This window comes from Pseudomonas sp. PDM27, assembly GCF_019219205.1.
GTDB lineage: Bacteria > Pseudomonadota > Gammaproteobacteria > Pseudomonadales > Pseudomonadaceae > Aquipseudomonas > Aquipseudomonas laurylsulfatiphila.
In genome coordinates this window covers 121,924-137,481 of record NZ_JAHUWF010000003.1, presented here as the reverse complement: position 1 = coordinate 137,481, position 15,558 = coordinate 121,924, and the positions used below count along the sequence as shown (strand labels likewise).

The 15,558-nt window shown below is 61.6% G+C and carries 12 protein-coding genes; 9 read left to right on the top strand and 3 right to left on the bottom strand.

The window, feature by feature from the left end; all coding sequences use genetic code 11:
* Positions 1-416: 416 nt before the first annotated feature.
* Positions 417-1,712, bottom strand: a complete 1,296-nt coding sequence (gene gbcA / locus KW838_RS08445) for a glycine-betaine demethylase subunit GbcA (RefSeq protein ID WP_218500881.1) — start codon at positions 1,710-1,712, stop codon at positions 417-419.
* A 295-nt stretch (positions 1,713-2,007) separates the two neighbouring features.
* Here gbcA and gbcB point away from each other — a divergent pair, with 295 nt between their 5' ends.
* Positions 2,008-3,108: a glycine-betaine demethylase subunit GbcB gene (gene gbcB, locus KW838_RS08440; RefSeq protein ID WP_095964136.1), complete on the top strand. Its 1,101-nt coding sequence runs from the start codon at positions 2,008-2,010 to the stop codon at positions 3,106-3,108.
* A gap of 125 nt (positions 3,109-3,233) precedes the next feature.
* On the opposite strand, the gene KW838_RS08435 is transcribed toward gbcB, so the two are convergent.
* Both KW838_RS08435 and KW838_RS08430 read right to left on the bottom strand, forming a co-directional pair.
* Complete coding sequence (locus tag KW838_RS08435) at positions 3,234-4,058, bottom strand: NAD(P)-dependent oxidoreductase (protein WP_218500880.1); 825 nt, start codon at positions 4,056-4,058, stop codon at positions 3,234-3,236.
* Between the two features lie 214 nt (positions 4,059-4,272).
* Positions 4,273-5,313 carry a low specificity L-threonine aldolase gene (locus KW838_RS08430; protein WP_218500879.1) on the bottom strand — a complete coding sequence of 347 codons (1,041 nt, stop codon included), beginning with the start codon at positions 5,311-5,313 and terminating at the stop codon, positions 4,273-4,275.
* A 132-nt stretch (positions 5,314-5,445) separates the two neighbouring features.
* Between KW838_RS08430 and KW838_RS08425 the strand changes: the two genes are divergently transcribed.
* From KW838_RS08425 to fdhA, 8 genes are all read left to right on the top strand, one after another.
* A complete protein-coding gene (locus KW838_RS08425; protein WP_256358782.1) occupies positions 5,446-6,186 on the top strand; it encodes a TraX family protein in 741 nt (246 codons plus the stop codon).
* A 283-nt stretch (positions 6,187-6,469) separates the two neighbouring features.
* Positions 6,470-7,723: a serine hydroxymethyltransferase gene (glyA, locus tag KW838_RS08420; protein WP_015097125.1), complete on the top strand. Its 1,254-nt coding sequence runs from the start codon at positions 6,470-6,472 to the stop codon at positions 7,721-7,723.
* A 23-nt stretch (positions 7,724-7,746) separates the two neighbouring features.
* Complete coding sequence (locus tag KW838_RS08415; RefSeq protein ID WP_007980419.1) at positions 7,747-8,997, top strand: sarcosine oxidase subunit beta; 1,251 nt, start codon at positions 7,747-7,749, stop codon at positions 8,995-8,997.
* A gap of 15 nt (positions 8,998-9,012) precedes the next feature.
* The gene (locus KW838_RS08410) at positions 9,013-9,342 is read left to right on the top strand and encodes a sarcosine oxidase subunit delta (RefSeq protein ID WP_218500878.1); all 330 of its coding nucleotides are present in this window, start codon (positions 9,013-9,015) and stop codon (positions 9,340-9,342) included.
* Positions 9,339-12,356 (top strand): sarcosine oxidase subunit alpha, encoded by a 3,018-nt coding sequence (locus KW838_RS08405; RefSeq protein ID WP_102700714.1) that lies wholly within the window; start codon positions 9,339-9,341, stop codon positions 12,354-12,356. The genes KW838_RS08410 and KW838_RS08405 overlap by 4 nt, the downstream gene beginning before the upstream one ends.
* A 147-nt stretch (positions 12,357-12,503) precedes the next feature.
* Complete coding sequence (locus KW838_RS08400) at positions 12,504-13,136, top strand: sarcosine oxidase subunit gamma (RefSeq protein WP_102700715.1); 633 nt, start codon at positions 12,504-12,506, stop codon at positions 13,134-13,136.
* A 156-nt stretch (positions 13,137-13,292) separates the two neighbouring features.
* Positions 13,293-14,150: a formyltetrahydrofolate deformylase gene (gene purU, locus KW838_RS08395; protein ID WP_015097122.1), complete on the top strand. Its 858-nt coding sequence runs from the start codon at positions 13,293-13,295 to the stop codon at positions 14,148-14,150.
* A gap of 161 nt (positions 14,151-14,311) precedes the next feature.
* Positions 14,312-15,511: a formaldehyde dehydrogenase, glutathione-independent gene (gene fdhA / locus KW838_RS08390; protein WP_007980407.1), complete on the top strand. Its 1,200-nt coding sequence runs from the start codon at positions 14,312-14,314 to the stop codon at positions 15,509-15,511.
* Positions 15,512-15,558: the final 47 nt, after the last annotated feature.

Below are 15,558 nucleotides of genomic sequence, written 5' to 3'. Positions count from 1 at the left end.
ACCCCAAAGTCTGTTGGCGCTTCTGTGGATAAGGTGTTTGCCATCCTCTGAGAGCCATGAAGGCCGTGGCTTCTAGGCTTTAGATCAAAAAACGATCAGTCCACTCGTGGAAGCAAGCTTCTGGATAAGTCACGGTTTTTCTTTGATTTTTGTGAATAAAATTTCCAGCATATCCACAGTTGTCCCCAATAGCTGTGGGTGGAGATGTGGATAACTTGTTTGCGGAAGGCTGGAAGGTGCGGCGGGCATAGGTCTGAACGAGATAGGTCATATTTCGTACAGTTCTATGAATGGCGGGCAAGCCCCTGTAGGAGCGAGCCTGCTCGCGATAGACGTCAACGAAAACGTTGGCAACCTGACACCCGGCGGCGTTCTCAGGCTCATCGCGAGCAAGCTTGCTCCTACAGGGAGTGGATTTAGCCTTGGACCGGAACGCCCTTGAGGTAAGGCGCAGGCTCGGCCCCCAAGTTGCTCAGCAGGCGCTCGCTGTACCAGTCCACGAAGTTCACCACGCCGAACTCATAGGTCTTGGAGTACGGGCCAGGCTGGTAGGCGGTGGAGTTGATGCCGCGCTGGTTCTCTTCGGCCAGGCGACGGTCCTGGTCGTTGGTGGCGTCCCAGACCTGGCGCATGCGCTCCACGTCGTAGTCCACGCCTTCGACCGCGTCCTTGTGCACGATCCACTTGGTGGTGACCATGGTTTCCTGGGCGCTGATCGGCCACACGGTGAACACGATGATGTGGTCGCCCATGCAGTGGTTCCAGGAGTGCGGTAGGTGCAGGATGCGCATCGAGCCCAGGTCCGGGTTCTTGATGCGGCCCATCAGCTTGGCACAGCCCTGTTTGCCGTCCATGGTCATCGACACGGTGCCCTTGAGCAGCGGCATGCGCACGATGCGGTTGCGCAGGCCGAAGCTGGCGTGGGCGTAAGGGATCTTCTCGGCTTCCCAGGCGGCGGCGGAGGCGGCCACGTGGTCCTTGAACGCCTGGTCGGCGCGCGGGTCGGTGACGTCGTCCCATTCCAGCAGGGTTTTCAGCAGTTCCGGGTGCGATGCGTTGCAGTGGTAGCACTCGCGGTTGTTTTCCAGCACAAGCTTCCAGTTGGCCTTTTCCATCAAGGTAGTGGTGATCGCCACCTTGGTGTTCTCCATGTCGTACGGTTCCATGTAATGGTTCAGCGTCGACAGGAAGTCATCAATGGCTGGCGGGTTTTCCGACAGGCTGATGAAGATGTAGCCGCCGGCAGTCTTCACGTTCACCGGTTTGAGGCCGTACTGATTCATGTCGAAGTCGGCGCCCATCTCGGTGCCGGCGAACAGCAGGCGGCCGTCGAGTTCGTAGGTCCACTGGTGGTAGTGGCAAACCAGCTTGGCGACCTTGCCCTTTTCGCTGGTGCACAGGCGCGAGCCACGGTGGCGGCAGACGTTATGGAACGCGTGCACCACGCCTTCGGCGCCACGGATGACGATGATCGGGTTCTTGCCTATCTGCAGGGTCAGGTAGTTGCCCTTGGTAGGGATCTCGCAGGTCATGCCGGCGATCAGCCACTCTTTCTGAAAGATTTCCTGCATGTCGATATCAAACAGGCGCTCGTCGGAGTAAAACGGCTGCGGCAGCGAGAACGTGCGCTCGCGCTCCTGCAGCATTTGCGCGGTGGCCTTGCGTGCGGGTTCCAGCGGATCGCCCAGGCTCAGGGTAGTAGTGACGTCCATCGTTTTATCCTCAAGGCCATCTGCGTGGCCGGCGAAAGTGGCTAATCAGGTGTGCTGTTCAGGGTTGCTACGCAAGGTGTAAAGAATGTGTCTTGGTATGGGGCGAGTGTGGGGCCGGCGCTGGCCAGAACCTTATCCATGGGCGACATGGTGCAATCTGTTCCCGACGCGCAAGCCCCGGTCGTTGGGGGCTGGTCGCGATAAGCATGTCAATGTCGCAGATAGGTAAATGGGTGATCCGCGCTATACGCAGAATCGCCAACATGAAGGCCGGCAGTCGGCCGTGGAGATCAGCATGTCCAACAGCTTCCTGAATCCGGTAACCACCCAGACCTGGGCCAATGGTCGACACATCGTCCGTTGCGTCAAAGTCATCCAGGAAACCTGGGATGTGCGCACCTTTTGCTTTATGGCCGACCAGCCGATCCTGTTCTTCTTCAAGCCGGGGCAGTTTGTCACCCTGGAGCTGGAAATCGAAGGCCAGCCGATCATGCGTTCGTACACCATTTCCAGCTCGCCGTCGGTGCCGTACAGCTTTTCGGTGACCATCAAGCGCGTGCCGGGCGGCAAGGTCTCGAACTGGCTGCACGACACCCTGCACGAAGGCCAGGAACTGGCGGTGCACGGCCCGGTCGGGCTGTTCAATGCCATGGACTTCACCGCGCCGAAGGTGCTCTACCTCAGCGGCGGCGTGGGTATCACGCCGGTCATGTCCATGGCGCGCTGGTTCTACGACACCAACGGCAATGTCGACATGGTGTTTATCCACAGCGCCCGTTCGCCTAAAGACATCATCTACCACCGCGAGCTGGAGCACATGGCGTCGCGGATCGAGAACTTCAGCCTGCACCTGATCTGCGAGAAGCACGGCATGGGTGAGCCCTGGGCCGGTTATCGCGGTTACCTGAACCACAGAATGCTTGAATTGATGGCGCCTGACTTCCTTGAGCGCGAAGTGTTCTGCTGCGGCCCGACACCCTATATGAACGCGGTCAAGCGCTTGCTGGAAGGCGCAGGTTTCGACATGTCGCGTTACCACGAAGAATCCTTCGGTGCGACCCCGCCAGAGGCGCGCGCCGATGCGGTGGAGCACGCCGAGCAGGCCGCCGAGGCACCGGAAGTCGACGCCGCGGACCTGCACCAAGTGGAGTTCACCGCCTCCGGCAAGAGCATCCGCGTGGCCCCGGGCGAGACCGTGCATGCGGCGGCGGCCAAGGTCGGCCTGATGATTCCGAAAGCGTGCGGCATGGGCATCTGCGGCACCTGCAAGGTGTTGAAGCTGGGTGGCGAAGTGGAGATGGAGCACAACGGCGGGATCACCGAGGAAGACGAAGCCGAAGGGTTCATCCTGTCGTGCTGCAGCGTGCCGAAGGGCGACGTGCGTATCGAATTCTGACAGCCGCGAATCCCCTGTAGGAGCGAGCCTGCTCGCGATGGACGTCAACGATGCCGCTGGCAGCCTGGCACCCCGCGGCGTTCTCAGGTTCATCGCGAGCAGGCTGGCTCCTACAGGGGAGGGTTTTAGTCAATAAACAGATCTGTCATCAGCTTGTCGGTGCTGTCGGGCGCGAACCGATAGTGCCCGAACTCGGTCACGCCGTGTTCCCGCAGTATTTCCTCATCAATCAACAACCGCCCGGTCAGGCTGCGGTTTGTGCTGCTCAGAATCACATGTGCCGCATCCGCCATGATTGCAGGCGTTCGCGCATGCTTGAACGATTCCTTCGACCCCAACTGAAACTCGATGGCCGCGGTGGCAATCATCGTCTGTGGCCACAGCGAGTTGACGCTGATGCCGTAATTCCTGAATTCCTCACTCATGCCCAGGGTGAGCATGCTCATGCCGTACTTGGTGACGGTATAGGGGCTGTATTGGGCGAACCATCTGGTGGCCAGGTTCAGCGGCGGAGACAGGTTGAGGATGTGGCCACCGGACTTCTTCAGGTACGGCAGCGCAGCCTGGCTGCACAGCAATACGGCACGGGTGTTGATCTGGTGCATCAGGTCGAAGCGTTTCAGTTCAAGGTGCTGGACTCCTGTCAGCTTGATTGCCCCGGCGTTGTTGATCAGCGCGTCGATACCGCCGAAATGTTCGTTGGCCCGGGCCAGCGCCTCACGTACGGCATCCTCTTCACGTACATCCACCTGCAAGGCTAGCGCCTTGCCGCCTGCGGCTTCCACCTCCCGGGCTACGCTGAAAATCGTCCCGGGCAGCTTGGCGTGAGGTTCGGCGCTTTTGGCGGCGATCACGATGTTGGCCCCATCGCGTGCGGCCCGCAGCGCTATCTCGCGGCCGATGCCGCGGCTGGCGCCGGTGATGAACAGGGTTTTGCCTTGCAATGACATGCTGACGCTCCAGATTGTTGTTATGTGAGCGGATCGGCTCGACAAACAATGTAGACGAAGTCTTCAGGTGCGAACGATGAGGGGCGATTGGATTGGCTACTGTGGGAGCGGGCTTGCTCGCGAATACGGTGGGTCAGTTACCGCAGATGCTGAATGTACTACCGCTTTCGCGAGCAAGCCCGCTCCCACAGGGGGGGCGGTGTAAACCAGAGTTTTAGTGGGACATCACTTCACGGATGTCCTTCGCCAGCTCGCGCACGCGCGCTTCTTCGGTATCCCACGAGCACATGAAGCGTGCGCCGCCGTTGCCGATGAAGGTGTAGAAACGCCAGCCCCTGGCGGTCAGGGCAGCGATGGCCGGTTCCGAGAGTTGCAGGAACACGCCGTTGGCCTGCACCGGGAACATCAGCTCCACGCCAGGAATGTCGCTGACCAGTTCGGCCAGCAATTGCGCGCAGCGGTTGGCGTGGTTGGCGTATTTGAGCCAGGCGTCGTTTTCCAGGATGCCGACCCAGGGTGCCGACAGGAAGCGCATCTTTGAAGCCAGCTGCCCGGCCTGTTTGCAGCGGTAGTCGAAGTCTTCGGCGAGTTTGTGGTTGAAGAACAGGATCGCCTCGCCCACTGCCATGCCGTTCTTGGTGCCGCCGAAGCACAGCACGTCGACGCCGGCCTTCCAGGTCAGATCGGCCGGGGAGCAGCCGAGGAATGCGCAAGCGTTGGAGAAGCGTGCGCCGTCCATGTGCAGGTTCAGACCCAGCTCCTTGCAGGTGGCGCTGATGGCGCGGATTTCGTCCGGGGTGTAGACGCTGCCGACTTCGGTGGCCTGGGTCAGGGTCACCACGCGAGGTTTCGGGTAGTGGATGTCCTGGCGCTTGAGCGCGACTTCGCGGATCGATTCCGGGGTCAGCTTGCCGTTTTCAGTGCGGGCGATCAGCAGTTTGGAGCCGTTGGAAAAAAACTCCGGGGCGCCGCATTCGTCGGTTTCGACGTGAGCGGTTTCCGAGCAGATCACGCTGTGGTAACTCTGGCACAGCGAGGACAGCGCCAGCGAGTTGGCGGCGGTGCCGTTGAAGGCGAAAAACACTTCGCAGTCGGTTTCGAACAGTTTGCGGAAATCGTCGGACGCGCGGGCGGTCCATTCGTCGTCACCGTAGGCGCGCTGGTGGCCGTGGTTGGCCTGTTCCATGGCCGCCCAGGCTTCAGGGCAGATGCCGGAATAGTTGTCGCTGGCGAATTGTTGGCTCTTGTCGGTCATGGCCTGCTTCCGTGGTCGAGATGCCTATGGTGAAGCGTCCCGTGGTCAATGAGGGTGCGCTCTGTACCCAAGATCGTCAGGTGGAGCGCACAGGATGTCGCTGTGGGGAAAATACAGTGTCGAAGGGCAATTATGCACGTGATCATGCACAAGACCATGCACTTGAAGCCGCGCGACGGGGCACTGGATATGCTCAAGTGGCTGGCGCTTTTGAGCATGCTGCTCGATCACCTGCGATATGTCGGTTATTCCGCCGATTGGTTGTATGTGCCGGGGCGCCTGGCGTTTCCGTGGTTCTGCCTGGCGATGGCGGCCAATCTGGCGCGCGAGCGGACTACGACAACCGGTGGCCAGTGGCGCTATCTGGGGTGGTTGTTGCTGTTTAGCGCGGTGAGTGAAGTTCCCTACCGGATGTTCATTCCCCATCCCGACACCTTGAACGTGCTGCCCACCCTTGCCCTGGGCTTGCTGGTGGTTCGTGGCTGGCAGCAGCCGGGGCTTGCATCGCGGCTGCTGGCAGCTGGCGCATTGGTGCTGGCGGGTATTTTCTCAGAGCGACTGATGTTCGGTTTCTTTGGCGTGTTGTTGCCGTGGGTGATGTTGCTGGTGTTCCGACGACCCTGGTATTTCGCGCTGTTGGCGGGGTTGGCCTGTCTGGCGGCCAATCAATGGCAGGTGCTGTATCACGCGGCACGGCTGGGCAACCACGCGGCCATTCCGGCCATCGCCGCTTGTCTGATTGCGCCATGGCTCGGACTGTTCTTGTTGCGACACGTCCATGACGTAAAACCACCCCCGATGCGCCGCTGGGCGTATGCGCTCTATCCCCTGCATTTCCTGGTGTTGCTCGCAGTGCGACAGGCCATCGCCTGACCTGTGGGAGCGAGCTTGCTCGCGATGGCGGCGGGTCAGTCGACATCAATGTTGAATGTGATGCCGCTATCGCGAGCAAGCTCGCTCCCACAGGGGATCTGCGCTGGATCGACGGTCGTGTTTGGCCTGCCATTTCTTCCCATGTCGTAAACGCACCTTTGCGTGGCGCCCGTAGGCATTTGACGACTCCAAGCCAGTCATACCATCGCTACCAAAGGGCACTGCCGAAAAGCCAGTGCCTCACCGAGACGAATGGCGCACCGCCGCCGCTGGGAGAGACGCGATGTTCAGCAAGCAAGACCAGATCCAGGGTTACGACGATGCACTGCTGGCGGCGATGAATGCCGAGGAGCAACGTCAGGAAGATCACATCGAGCTGATCGCGTCGGAGAACTACACCAGCAAGCGCGTGATGCAGGCCCAGGGCAGCGGCCTGACCAACAAATACGCCGAAGGTTACCCGGGCAAGCGCTACTACGGTGGCTGCGAGCACGTCGACAAGGTCGAGGCCCTGGCCATCGAGCGCGCCAAGCAACTGTTCGGCGCCGATTACGCCAACGTCCAGCCGCACTCCGGTTCCTCGGCCAACAGCGCCGTATACCTGGCCCTGCTGCAAGCCGGCGACACCATCCTCGGCATGAGCCTGGCCCACGGCGGTCACCTGACCCACGGCGCCAAAGTGTCGTCCTCGGGCAAGCTGTACAACGCCGTGCAGTACGGCATCGACACCAAGACCGGTCTGATCGACTACGACGAAGTCGAGCGCCTGGCCGTCGAGTGCAAGCCGAAGATGATCGTTGCCGGCTTCTCGGCCTACTCCAAGACCCTCGACTTCCCGCGCTTCCGCCAGATCGCCGACAAGGTCGGTGCGCTGCTGTTCGTCGACATGGCCCACGTTGCCGGTCTGGTCGCGGCCGGTCTGTACCCGAACCCGCTGCCTTATGCCGACGTGGTCACCACCACCACCCACAAGACCCTGCGCGGTCCGCGTGGCGGCCTGATCCTGGCCAAGTCCAACGAAGAAATCGAGAAGAAGCTCAACGCGGCGGTTTTCCCGGGTGCCCAGGGCGGCCCGCTGATGCACGTGATCGCCGGTAAGGCGGTGTGCTTCAAGGAAGCGCTGGAGCCTGGCTTCAAGGCTTATCAGCAACAAGTGATCGACAACGCCCAGGCCATGGCCGGCGTGTTTATCAAACGCGGCTACGATGTAGTGTCCGGCGGTACCGACAACCACCTGTTCCTGGTCAGCCTGATCCGTCAGGGCCTGACCGGCAAGGACGCGGATGCCGCCCTCGGTCGCGCCCATATCACTGTGAACAAGAACGCTGTGCCGAACGATCCGCAGTCGCCGTTCGTGACCTCCGGCCTGCGCATCGGCACCCCGGCGGTGACCACGCGCGGCTTCAAGGTGGCCCAGTGCGTCACGCTGGCCGGCTGGATCTGCGACATCCTCGACAACCTCGGCGATGCCGATGTCGAGGCCAATGTCGCCGAGCAAGTGGCAGCCCTGTGCGCGGACTTCCCGGTTTATCGCTGAGTGCGGTTTTGGAGTAAATGACTATGCAACGCTACTCGGGCTTCGGCCTCTTCAAACACTCCCTCAGCCACCATGAAAACTGGCAGCGCATGTGGCGCACGCCGACCCCGAAAAAGGTCTACGACGTGGTCATCGTCGGCGGTGGCGGGCATGGCCTGGCCACGGCTTACTACCTGGCCAAGGAACACGGCATCACCAACGTGGCCGTGGTCGAGAAAGGCTGGCTGGGCGGCGGTAACACCGCGCGCAACACCACCATCGTGCGCTCCAACTACCTGTGGGACGAGTCGGCGCACCTGTACGAACACGCGATGAAACTGTGGGAAGGCCTGTCCCAGGACCTGAACTACAACGTGATGTTCTCCCAGCGCGGCGTCTACAACCTGTGCCACACCCTGCAGGACATCCGTGATTCCGAGCGTCGGGTCAGCGCCAACCGCCTCAATGGCGTGGACGGCGAACTGCTCGATGCCAAGCAAGTGGCCGACGAGATCCCGTACCTCGACTGCTCGAAAAACACTCGCTATCCGGTGATGGGCGCAACCGTCCAGCGTCGTGGTGGCGTGGCCCGTCACGATGCCGTGGCCTGGGGCTTTGCCCGGGCCGCCGACGCCCTTGGCGTGGACCTGATCCAGCAGACCGAAGTGATCGGTTTCCGCAAGGAAAACGGCGTGTGCATCGGCGTGGAAACCAACAAGGGCTTCATCGGCGCCAAGCGCGTCGGCGTGGTGACTGCCGGTAACTCCGGGCACATGGCCAAGCTCGCCGGTTTCCGCCTGCCGATCGAATCCCACCCGCTGCAAGCGCTGGTGTCCGAGCCGATCAAGCCGATTATCGACAGCGTGATCATGTCCAACGCCGTGCACGGCTACATCAGCCAGTCCGACAAGGGCGACCTGGTGATCGGCGCCGGTATCGACGGCTACAACGGCTACGGCCAGCGTGGTTCGTACCCGGTGATCGAACACACCATCCAGGCCATCGTCGAGATGTTCCCGGTGCTGTCGCGTGTGCGCATGAACCGTCAGTGGGGCGGCATCGTCGACACCACCCCGGATGCCTGCCCGATCATTTCGAAAACCCCGGTACCGAACATGTTCTTCAACTGCGGTTGGGGCACCGGCGGCTTCAAGGCCACACCGGGCTCGGGCAACGTGTTTGCCGCAAGCCTGGCCAAGGGCGAAATGCACCCATTGGCCGCACCTTTCTCCATCGACCGTTTCCACAACGGTGCGCTGATTGACGAACACGGCGCTGCTGCCGTCGCCCACTAACAGGAGAAATTTCCTATGTTGCATATCTTCTGTCCTCACTGCGGCGAACTGCGCTCCGAAGAGGAATTCCATGCATCCGGCCAGGCGCACATCCCGCGTCCACTGGACCCGAACAACTGCACCGACGAGGAGTGGGGCGACTACATGTTCTTCCGCGACAACCCGCGCGGTCTGCACCACGAGCTGTGGGATCACGTCGCCGGTTGCCGTCAGTACTTCAACGTCACCCGCGACACCGTGACCTACGAGATTCTCGAAACCTACAAGATCGGCACCAAGCCACAATTCACCGACAAGACCGATAGCCCGAAAGCGGCCAGTACGGCTCTGGGAGAGAAGGTATGAGCCAGATCAATCGCCTGTCCAACGGCGGACGGATCGACCGCAACAAAGTCTTGAGCTTCACCTTCAACGGCCAGAACTACAAAGGCTTCGAAGGCGATTCCCTGGCCGCTGCACTGCTGGCCAACGGCGTCGACATTATCGGTCGCAGCTTCAAGTATTCCCGTCCGCGCGGCATCTTCGCCGCCGGTGCCGAAGAGCCGAACGCGGTGCTGCAGATCGGCGCCACCGAAGCCACGCAGATCCCGAACGTGCGCGCCACGCAACAGGCGCTGTATCAAGGCCTGGTCGCCACCAGCACCAACGGCTGGCCGAGCGTGAACAACGACATGATGGGGATTCTCGGCAAGGTCGGCGGCAAGCTGATGCCGCCGGGTTTCTACTACAAAACCTTCATGTACCCGCAATCGTTCTGGATGACCTACGAGAAATACATTCGTAAGGCTGCCGGTCTTGGCCGCTCGCCGACCGAGAACGATCCGGACACCTACGACTACATGAACCAGCACTGCGACGTGCTGATCGTGGGTGCTGGTCCTGCCGGCCTGGCGGCTGCACTGGCCGCTGCGCGCAGCGGTGCCCGTGTGATTCTGGCTGACGAACAGGAAGAGTTCGGCGGCAGCCTGCTCGACTCCCGCGAAAGCCTCGACGGCAAGCCGGCGACCGAGTGGGTCGCCAGCGTCATCGACGAACTGAAGAACACCCCGGACGTGCTGCTGTTGCCGCGCGCCACCGTCAATGGCTATCACGACCACAACTTCCTGACCATTCACGAGCGCCTGACCGACCACCTCGGCGACCGCGCACCGATTGGCCAGGTGCGTCAGCGCATCCACCGGGTCCGTGCCAAGCGTGTGGTGCTGGCGACCGGCGCTCACGAGCGTCCACTGGTCTACGGCAACAACGATGTACCGGGCAACATGCTCGCCGGTGCCATCTCGACCTACGTGCGTCGTTACGGTGTGGCACCGGGCAAGAAGCTGGTGCTGTCGACCAACAACGACCACGCCTACCGCGTTGCCCTGGACTGGCTCGATGCCAGCCTGCAAGTGGTGGCCATCGCCGACGCCCGCAGCAACCCGCGTGGTGCGCTGGTGGAAGAGGCGCGTGCCAAAGGCATCCGCATCCTCACCGGCAGCGCCGTGATCGAGGCCCGTGGCAGCAAGCGCGTGACCGCTGCCCGTGTGGCCGCCATCGATGTCAAAGCCCACGCCGTGACCAGTCCTGGCGAATGGCTTGAATGCGACGTGGTGGCCAGTTCCGGTGGTTACAGCCCGGTGGTTCACCTGGCTTCGCACCTGGGTGGCAAGCCGATCTGGCGCGAAGACATCCTCGGTTTCGTACCGGGTGAGGCACCGCAGAAGCGTGTATGTGTCGGTGGCATCAACGGTGTCTTCGGCCTTGGCGATTCCCTGGCTGACGGTTTTGAAGGTGGCGCCCGCGCCGCCGCCGAAGCCGGGTTCCAGACGATCGAAGGTGTGTTGCCAAAAGCCCTGAGCCGTCTCGAAGAGCCGACCCTGGCGCTGTTCCAGGTTCCCCATGAAAAGAACACCGCACGGGCGCCGAAGCAATTCGTCGACCTGCAAAACGACGTCACCGCCGCCGCCATCGAACTGGCGACCCGCGAAGGCTTCGAGTCGGTCGAGCACGTCAAGCGCTACACCGCACTGGGCTTCGGCACCGATCAGGGCAAGCTCGGCAACGTCAACGGCCTGGCCATCGCCGCCCGTTCGCTGAACGTGACCATCCCGCAGATGGGCACCACCATGTTCCGTCCGAACTACACGCCGGTGACTTTCGGCGCCGTGGCCGGTCGTCACTGTGGGCACATCTTTGAGCCGGTGCGTTACACCGCGCTGCATCAATGGCACCTGAAAAACGGCGCCGAGTTCGAAGACGTCGGCCAGTGGAAACGTCCGTGGTACTTCCCGAAATCCGGTGAAGACCTGCACGCCGCGGTCAAGCGCGAATGCAAAGCCGTGCGCGACAGCGTCGGCCTGCTCGATGCTTCGACCCTGGGCAAGATCGACATCCAGGGCCCGGACGCCCGTGAGTTCCTCAACCGCGTCTACACCAACGCCTGGACCAAGCTCGACGTGGGCAAGGCGCGCTACGGCCTGATGTGCAAAGAAGACGGCATGGTCTTCGATGACGGCGTGACGGCCTGCCTGGCCGACAACCATTTCGTCATGACCACCACCACCGGCGGCGCGGCTCGTGTGCTGCAGTGGCTGGAGCTGTACCACCAGACCGAATGGCCGGACATGAAGGTGTACTTCACCTCCGTCACCGACCACTGGGCAACCATGACCCTGTCCGGGCCGAACAGCCGCAAGCTGCTCAGCGAAGTCACCGACATCGACTTGAGCAGCGAAGCCTTCCCGTTCATGACCTGGAAAGAAGGCCTGGTCGGCGGTGTGCCGGCGAGGGTGTTCCGGATTTCGTTTACCGGTGAGCTGTCGTACGAAGTCAACGTGCAAGCCGACTACGCCATGGGCGTGCTGGAAAAAATCGTCGACGCCGGCAAGAAGTACAACCTGACACCGTACGGCACCGAAACCATGCACGTGCTGCGGGCCGAGAAGGGTTTCATCATCGTCGGTCAGGACACTGACAGCTCAATGACCCCGGACGACCTGAACATGGGCTGGTGTGTCGGTCGCACCAAGCCGTTCTCGTGGATCGGCTGGCGTGGCATGAACCGTGAAGACTGTGTGCGTGATCAGCGCAAACAGCTGGTTGGCCTGAAGCCGATCGATCCGACCAAATGGTTGCCGGAAGGTGCGCAACTGGTGTTCAACACCAAGCAAGCCATCCCGATGACCATGGTGGGTCACGTGACTTCCAGCTACCTGCACAACTCCCTGGGCTATTCGTTTGCCATGGGCGTGGTCAAGGGCGGATTGCAGCGGATGGGCGAGCGAGTGTTCGCACCGCTGGCCGACGGTAGCGTGATCGAGGCGGAAATCGTTTCTTCGGTGTTCTTCGATCCGAAGGGTGAACGCCAGAACGTTTAAGGCTCGGGTCCTGTGGGGTGCCGGCTGCCGCTTTCGCGAGCAGGCTCGCTCCCACAGGAGATCGCGTACCCCTTGTGGGAGCGAGCCTGCTCGCGAAAGCGGCAGAACAGTCTCCACAGGGCTAACAGAATTCAGGAAAGGTGCTTTATGACCGCAGCCAATGTTTACCAACAACGCCCAACCTCCGGGGCCAAGGCCGAGTCGTCGTTGCATCATGCCGACCTCGCCAGCCTGGTGGGCAAGGGTCGCAAGAACGCCGGCGTGACCGTGCGTGAGAAAAAACTCCTCGGCCACCTGACCATTCGTGGCGACGGCCACGATGCCGCGTTCGCCGCCGGCGTGCACAAGGCCCTTGGCATCGAGTTGCCGGGTGCACTGACCGTCATCGTCAAAGGCGAGACCAGCCTGCAGTGGATGGGGCCGGATGAATGGCTGCTGATCGTGCCGAGCGGTGAAGAGCTTGCCGCCGAGCAGAAACTGCGTGAAGCACTGGGCGATCTGCACATTGCAATCGTCAACGTCAGCGGCGGCCAGCAACTCCTCGAACTGAGCGGCCCGAACGTGCGCCAGGTGCTGATGAAGTCCACCAGCTACGACGTGCACCCAAACAACTTCCCGGTGGGCAAAGCGGTCGGCACGGTGTTCGCCAAGTCGCAACTGATGATCCGTCACACCGCCGAAGACACCTGGGAACTGCTGATTCGTCGCAGCTTCTCGGACTACTGGTGGCTGTGGTTGCAGGATGCTTCTGCCGAATACGGGCTGAGCGTGCAAGCCTGATCACCACCTTCCTCTGTGGGAGCGAGCCTGCTCGCGATGGACTTGAGAGCGACGCGTTAAATCAGGAAGTACGCGTCATCGTTGACGTCCATCGCGAGCAGGCTCGCTCCCACAGATGGGTGCTTTGTTTACAGATCTCACAGGAGTCACCGCACCATGAGCCGCGCCCCAGACACATGGATTCTGACCGCCGACTGCCCCAGCGTCCTCGGCACCGTGGACGCGGTGACCCGCTTTCTGTTCGAGCAGGGCTGCTACGTCACCGAGCACCATTCCTTCGATGACCGGCTCTCGGGCCGTTTCTTCATTCGCGTGGAATTCCGTCAACCCGACGGCTTCGACGAGCAATCATTCCGCGCGGGGCTCGCCGAGCGCGGTGAAGCCTTTGGCATGATCTTCGAACTGACTGAACCGAACTACCGGCCGAAAGTGGTGATCATGGTCTCCAAGGCCGATCACTGCCTCAACGATTTGCTTTATCGCCAGCGCATCGGCCAATTGTCGATGGACGTGGCCGCGGTGGTCTCCAACCACCCGGACCTCAAGCCACTGGCTGACTGGCACCAGATTCCGTACTACCACTTCCCGCTGGACCCGAACGACAAGCCGTCGCAAGAGCGTCAGGTGTGGCAGGTGATCGAAGAGTCCGGTGCCGAGCTGGTGATCCTTGCGCGCTACATGCAAGTGCTGTCGCCCGAGTTGTGCCGCAAGCTCGATGGCAAGGCAATCAACATCCACCACTCCCTGCTGCCGGGTTTCAAGGGCGCCAAGCCCTATCACCAGGCCTACAACAAGGGGGTGAAACTGGTGGGCGCCACGGCGCATTACATCAACAACGACCTTGATGAAGGCCCGATCATTGCCCAGGGCGTCGAGGCAGTGGACCACAGCCATTACCCGGAAGACTTGATCGCCAAGGGGCGGGATATCGAAGGGCTGACGCTGGCGCGGGCGGTGGGTTATCACATTGAGCGTCGCGTGTTTTTGAATGCCAACAGGACGGTGGTCCTGTAGCGATTTCGATATCGCCAAGATCGCAGTCTTCGGCAGCTCCTACAGGGGTATGCGGTCATTGTAGGAGCTGCCGAAGGCTGCGATCTTTTGATTTACCGAGCACTTAACGCGCTGCCTGCCTGGGCGACGCGGTTCCATAAAAACAACAGCGAGGTGAAAGCATGTCTGGCAATCGTGGTGTGGTGTATCTCGGCGCTGGCAAGGTCGAAGTACAGAAGATTGACTATCCGAAAATGCAGGACCCGCGCGGTCGCAAGATCGAGCACGGGGTCATTCTCAAAGTAGTTTCCACCAACATCTGTGGTTCCGACCAGCACATGGTGCGCGGGCGTACCACGGCGCAAACCGGCCTTGTGTTGGGCCACGAAATCACTGGCGAAGTGATCGAGAAGGGCAGTGACGTCGAGAACCTGAAAATCGGCGACCTGGTGTCCGTACCGTTCAACGTGGCTTGCGGGCGCTGCCGTTCCTGCAAGGAAATGCACACCGGCGTGTGCCTGAGCGTCAACCCGGCCCGCCCGGGCGGTGCCTACGGTTATGTCGACATGGGCGACTGGACCGGCGGCCAGGCGGAATACGCCATGGTGCCGTACGCCGACTTCAACCTGCTGAAACTGCCGGATCGCGACCGGGCCATGGAAAAAATCCGTGACCTGACCTGCCTCTCCGACATCCTGCCGACCGGCTATCACGGTGCCGTGACTGCCGGCGTTGGCCCAGGCAGCACTGTGTACATCGCCGGTGCCGGTCCGGTCGGTCTGGCGGCGGCCGCATCCGCTCGCCTGCTGGGCGCGGCGGTGGTGATCATCGGTGACGTCAACACCGTTCGCCTGGCCCATGCCAAGGCCCAGGGCTTCGAGATTGCCGACCTGTCCCTGGACACGCCGCTGCACGAACAGATCGCCGCACTGCTGGGCGAACCGGAAGTGGATTGCGCCATCGACGCCGTCGGCTTCGAAGCCCGTGGCCATGGCCATGACGGCGTGAAACACGAAGCCCCGGCCACCGTGCTCAACTCGCTGATGGGCGTGGTGCGTGTGGCCGGCAAGATCGGCATTCCCGGCCTCTACGTGACCGAAGACCCGGGTGCTGTCGACGCTGCCGCGAAAATGGGCAGCCTGAGCATCCGCTTCGGGCTGGGCTGGGCCAAGTCCCACAGCTTCCACACCGGCCAGACCCCGGTCATGAAGTACAACCGCGCGCTCATGCAAGCGATCATGTGGGACCGTATCAACATCGCCGAAGTGGTGGGCGTTCAGGTGATCAGCCTGGACCAGGCTCCGCAGGGTTATGGCGAGTTTGATGCGGGCGTGCCGAAGAAGTTTGTGATCGATCCGCACAAGATGTTCAGCGCGGCGTAAGTTTTCACGCAAAATGAAACGGCGACCTTCAGGTCGCCGTTTTTTTA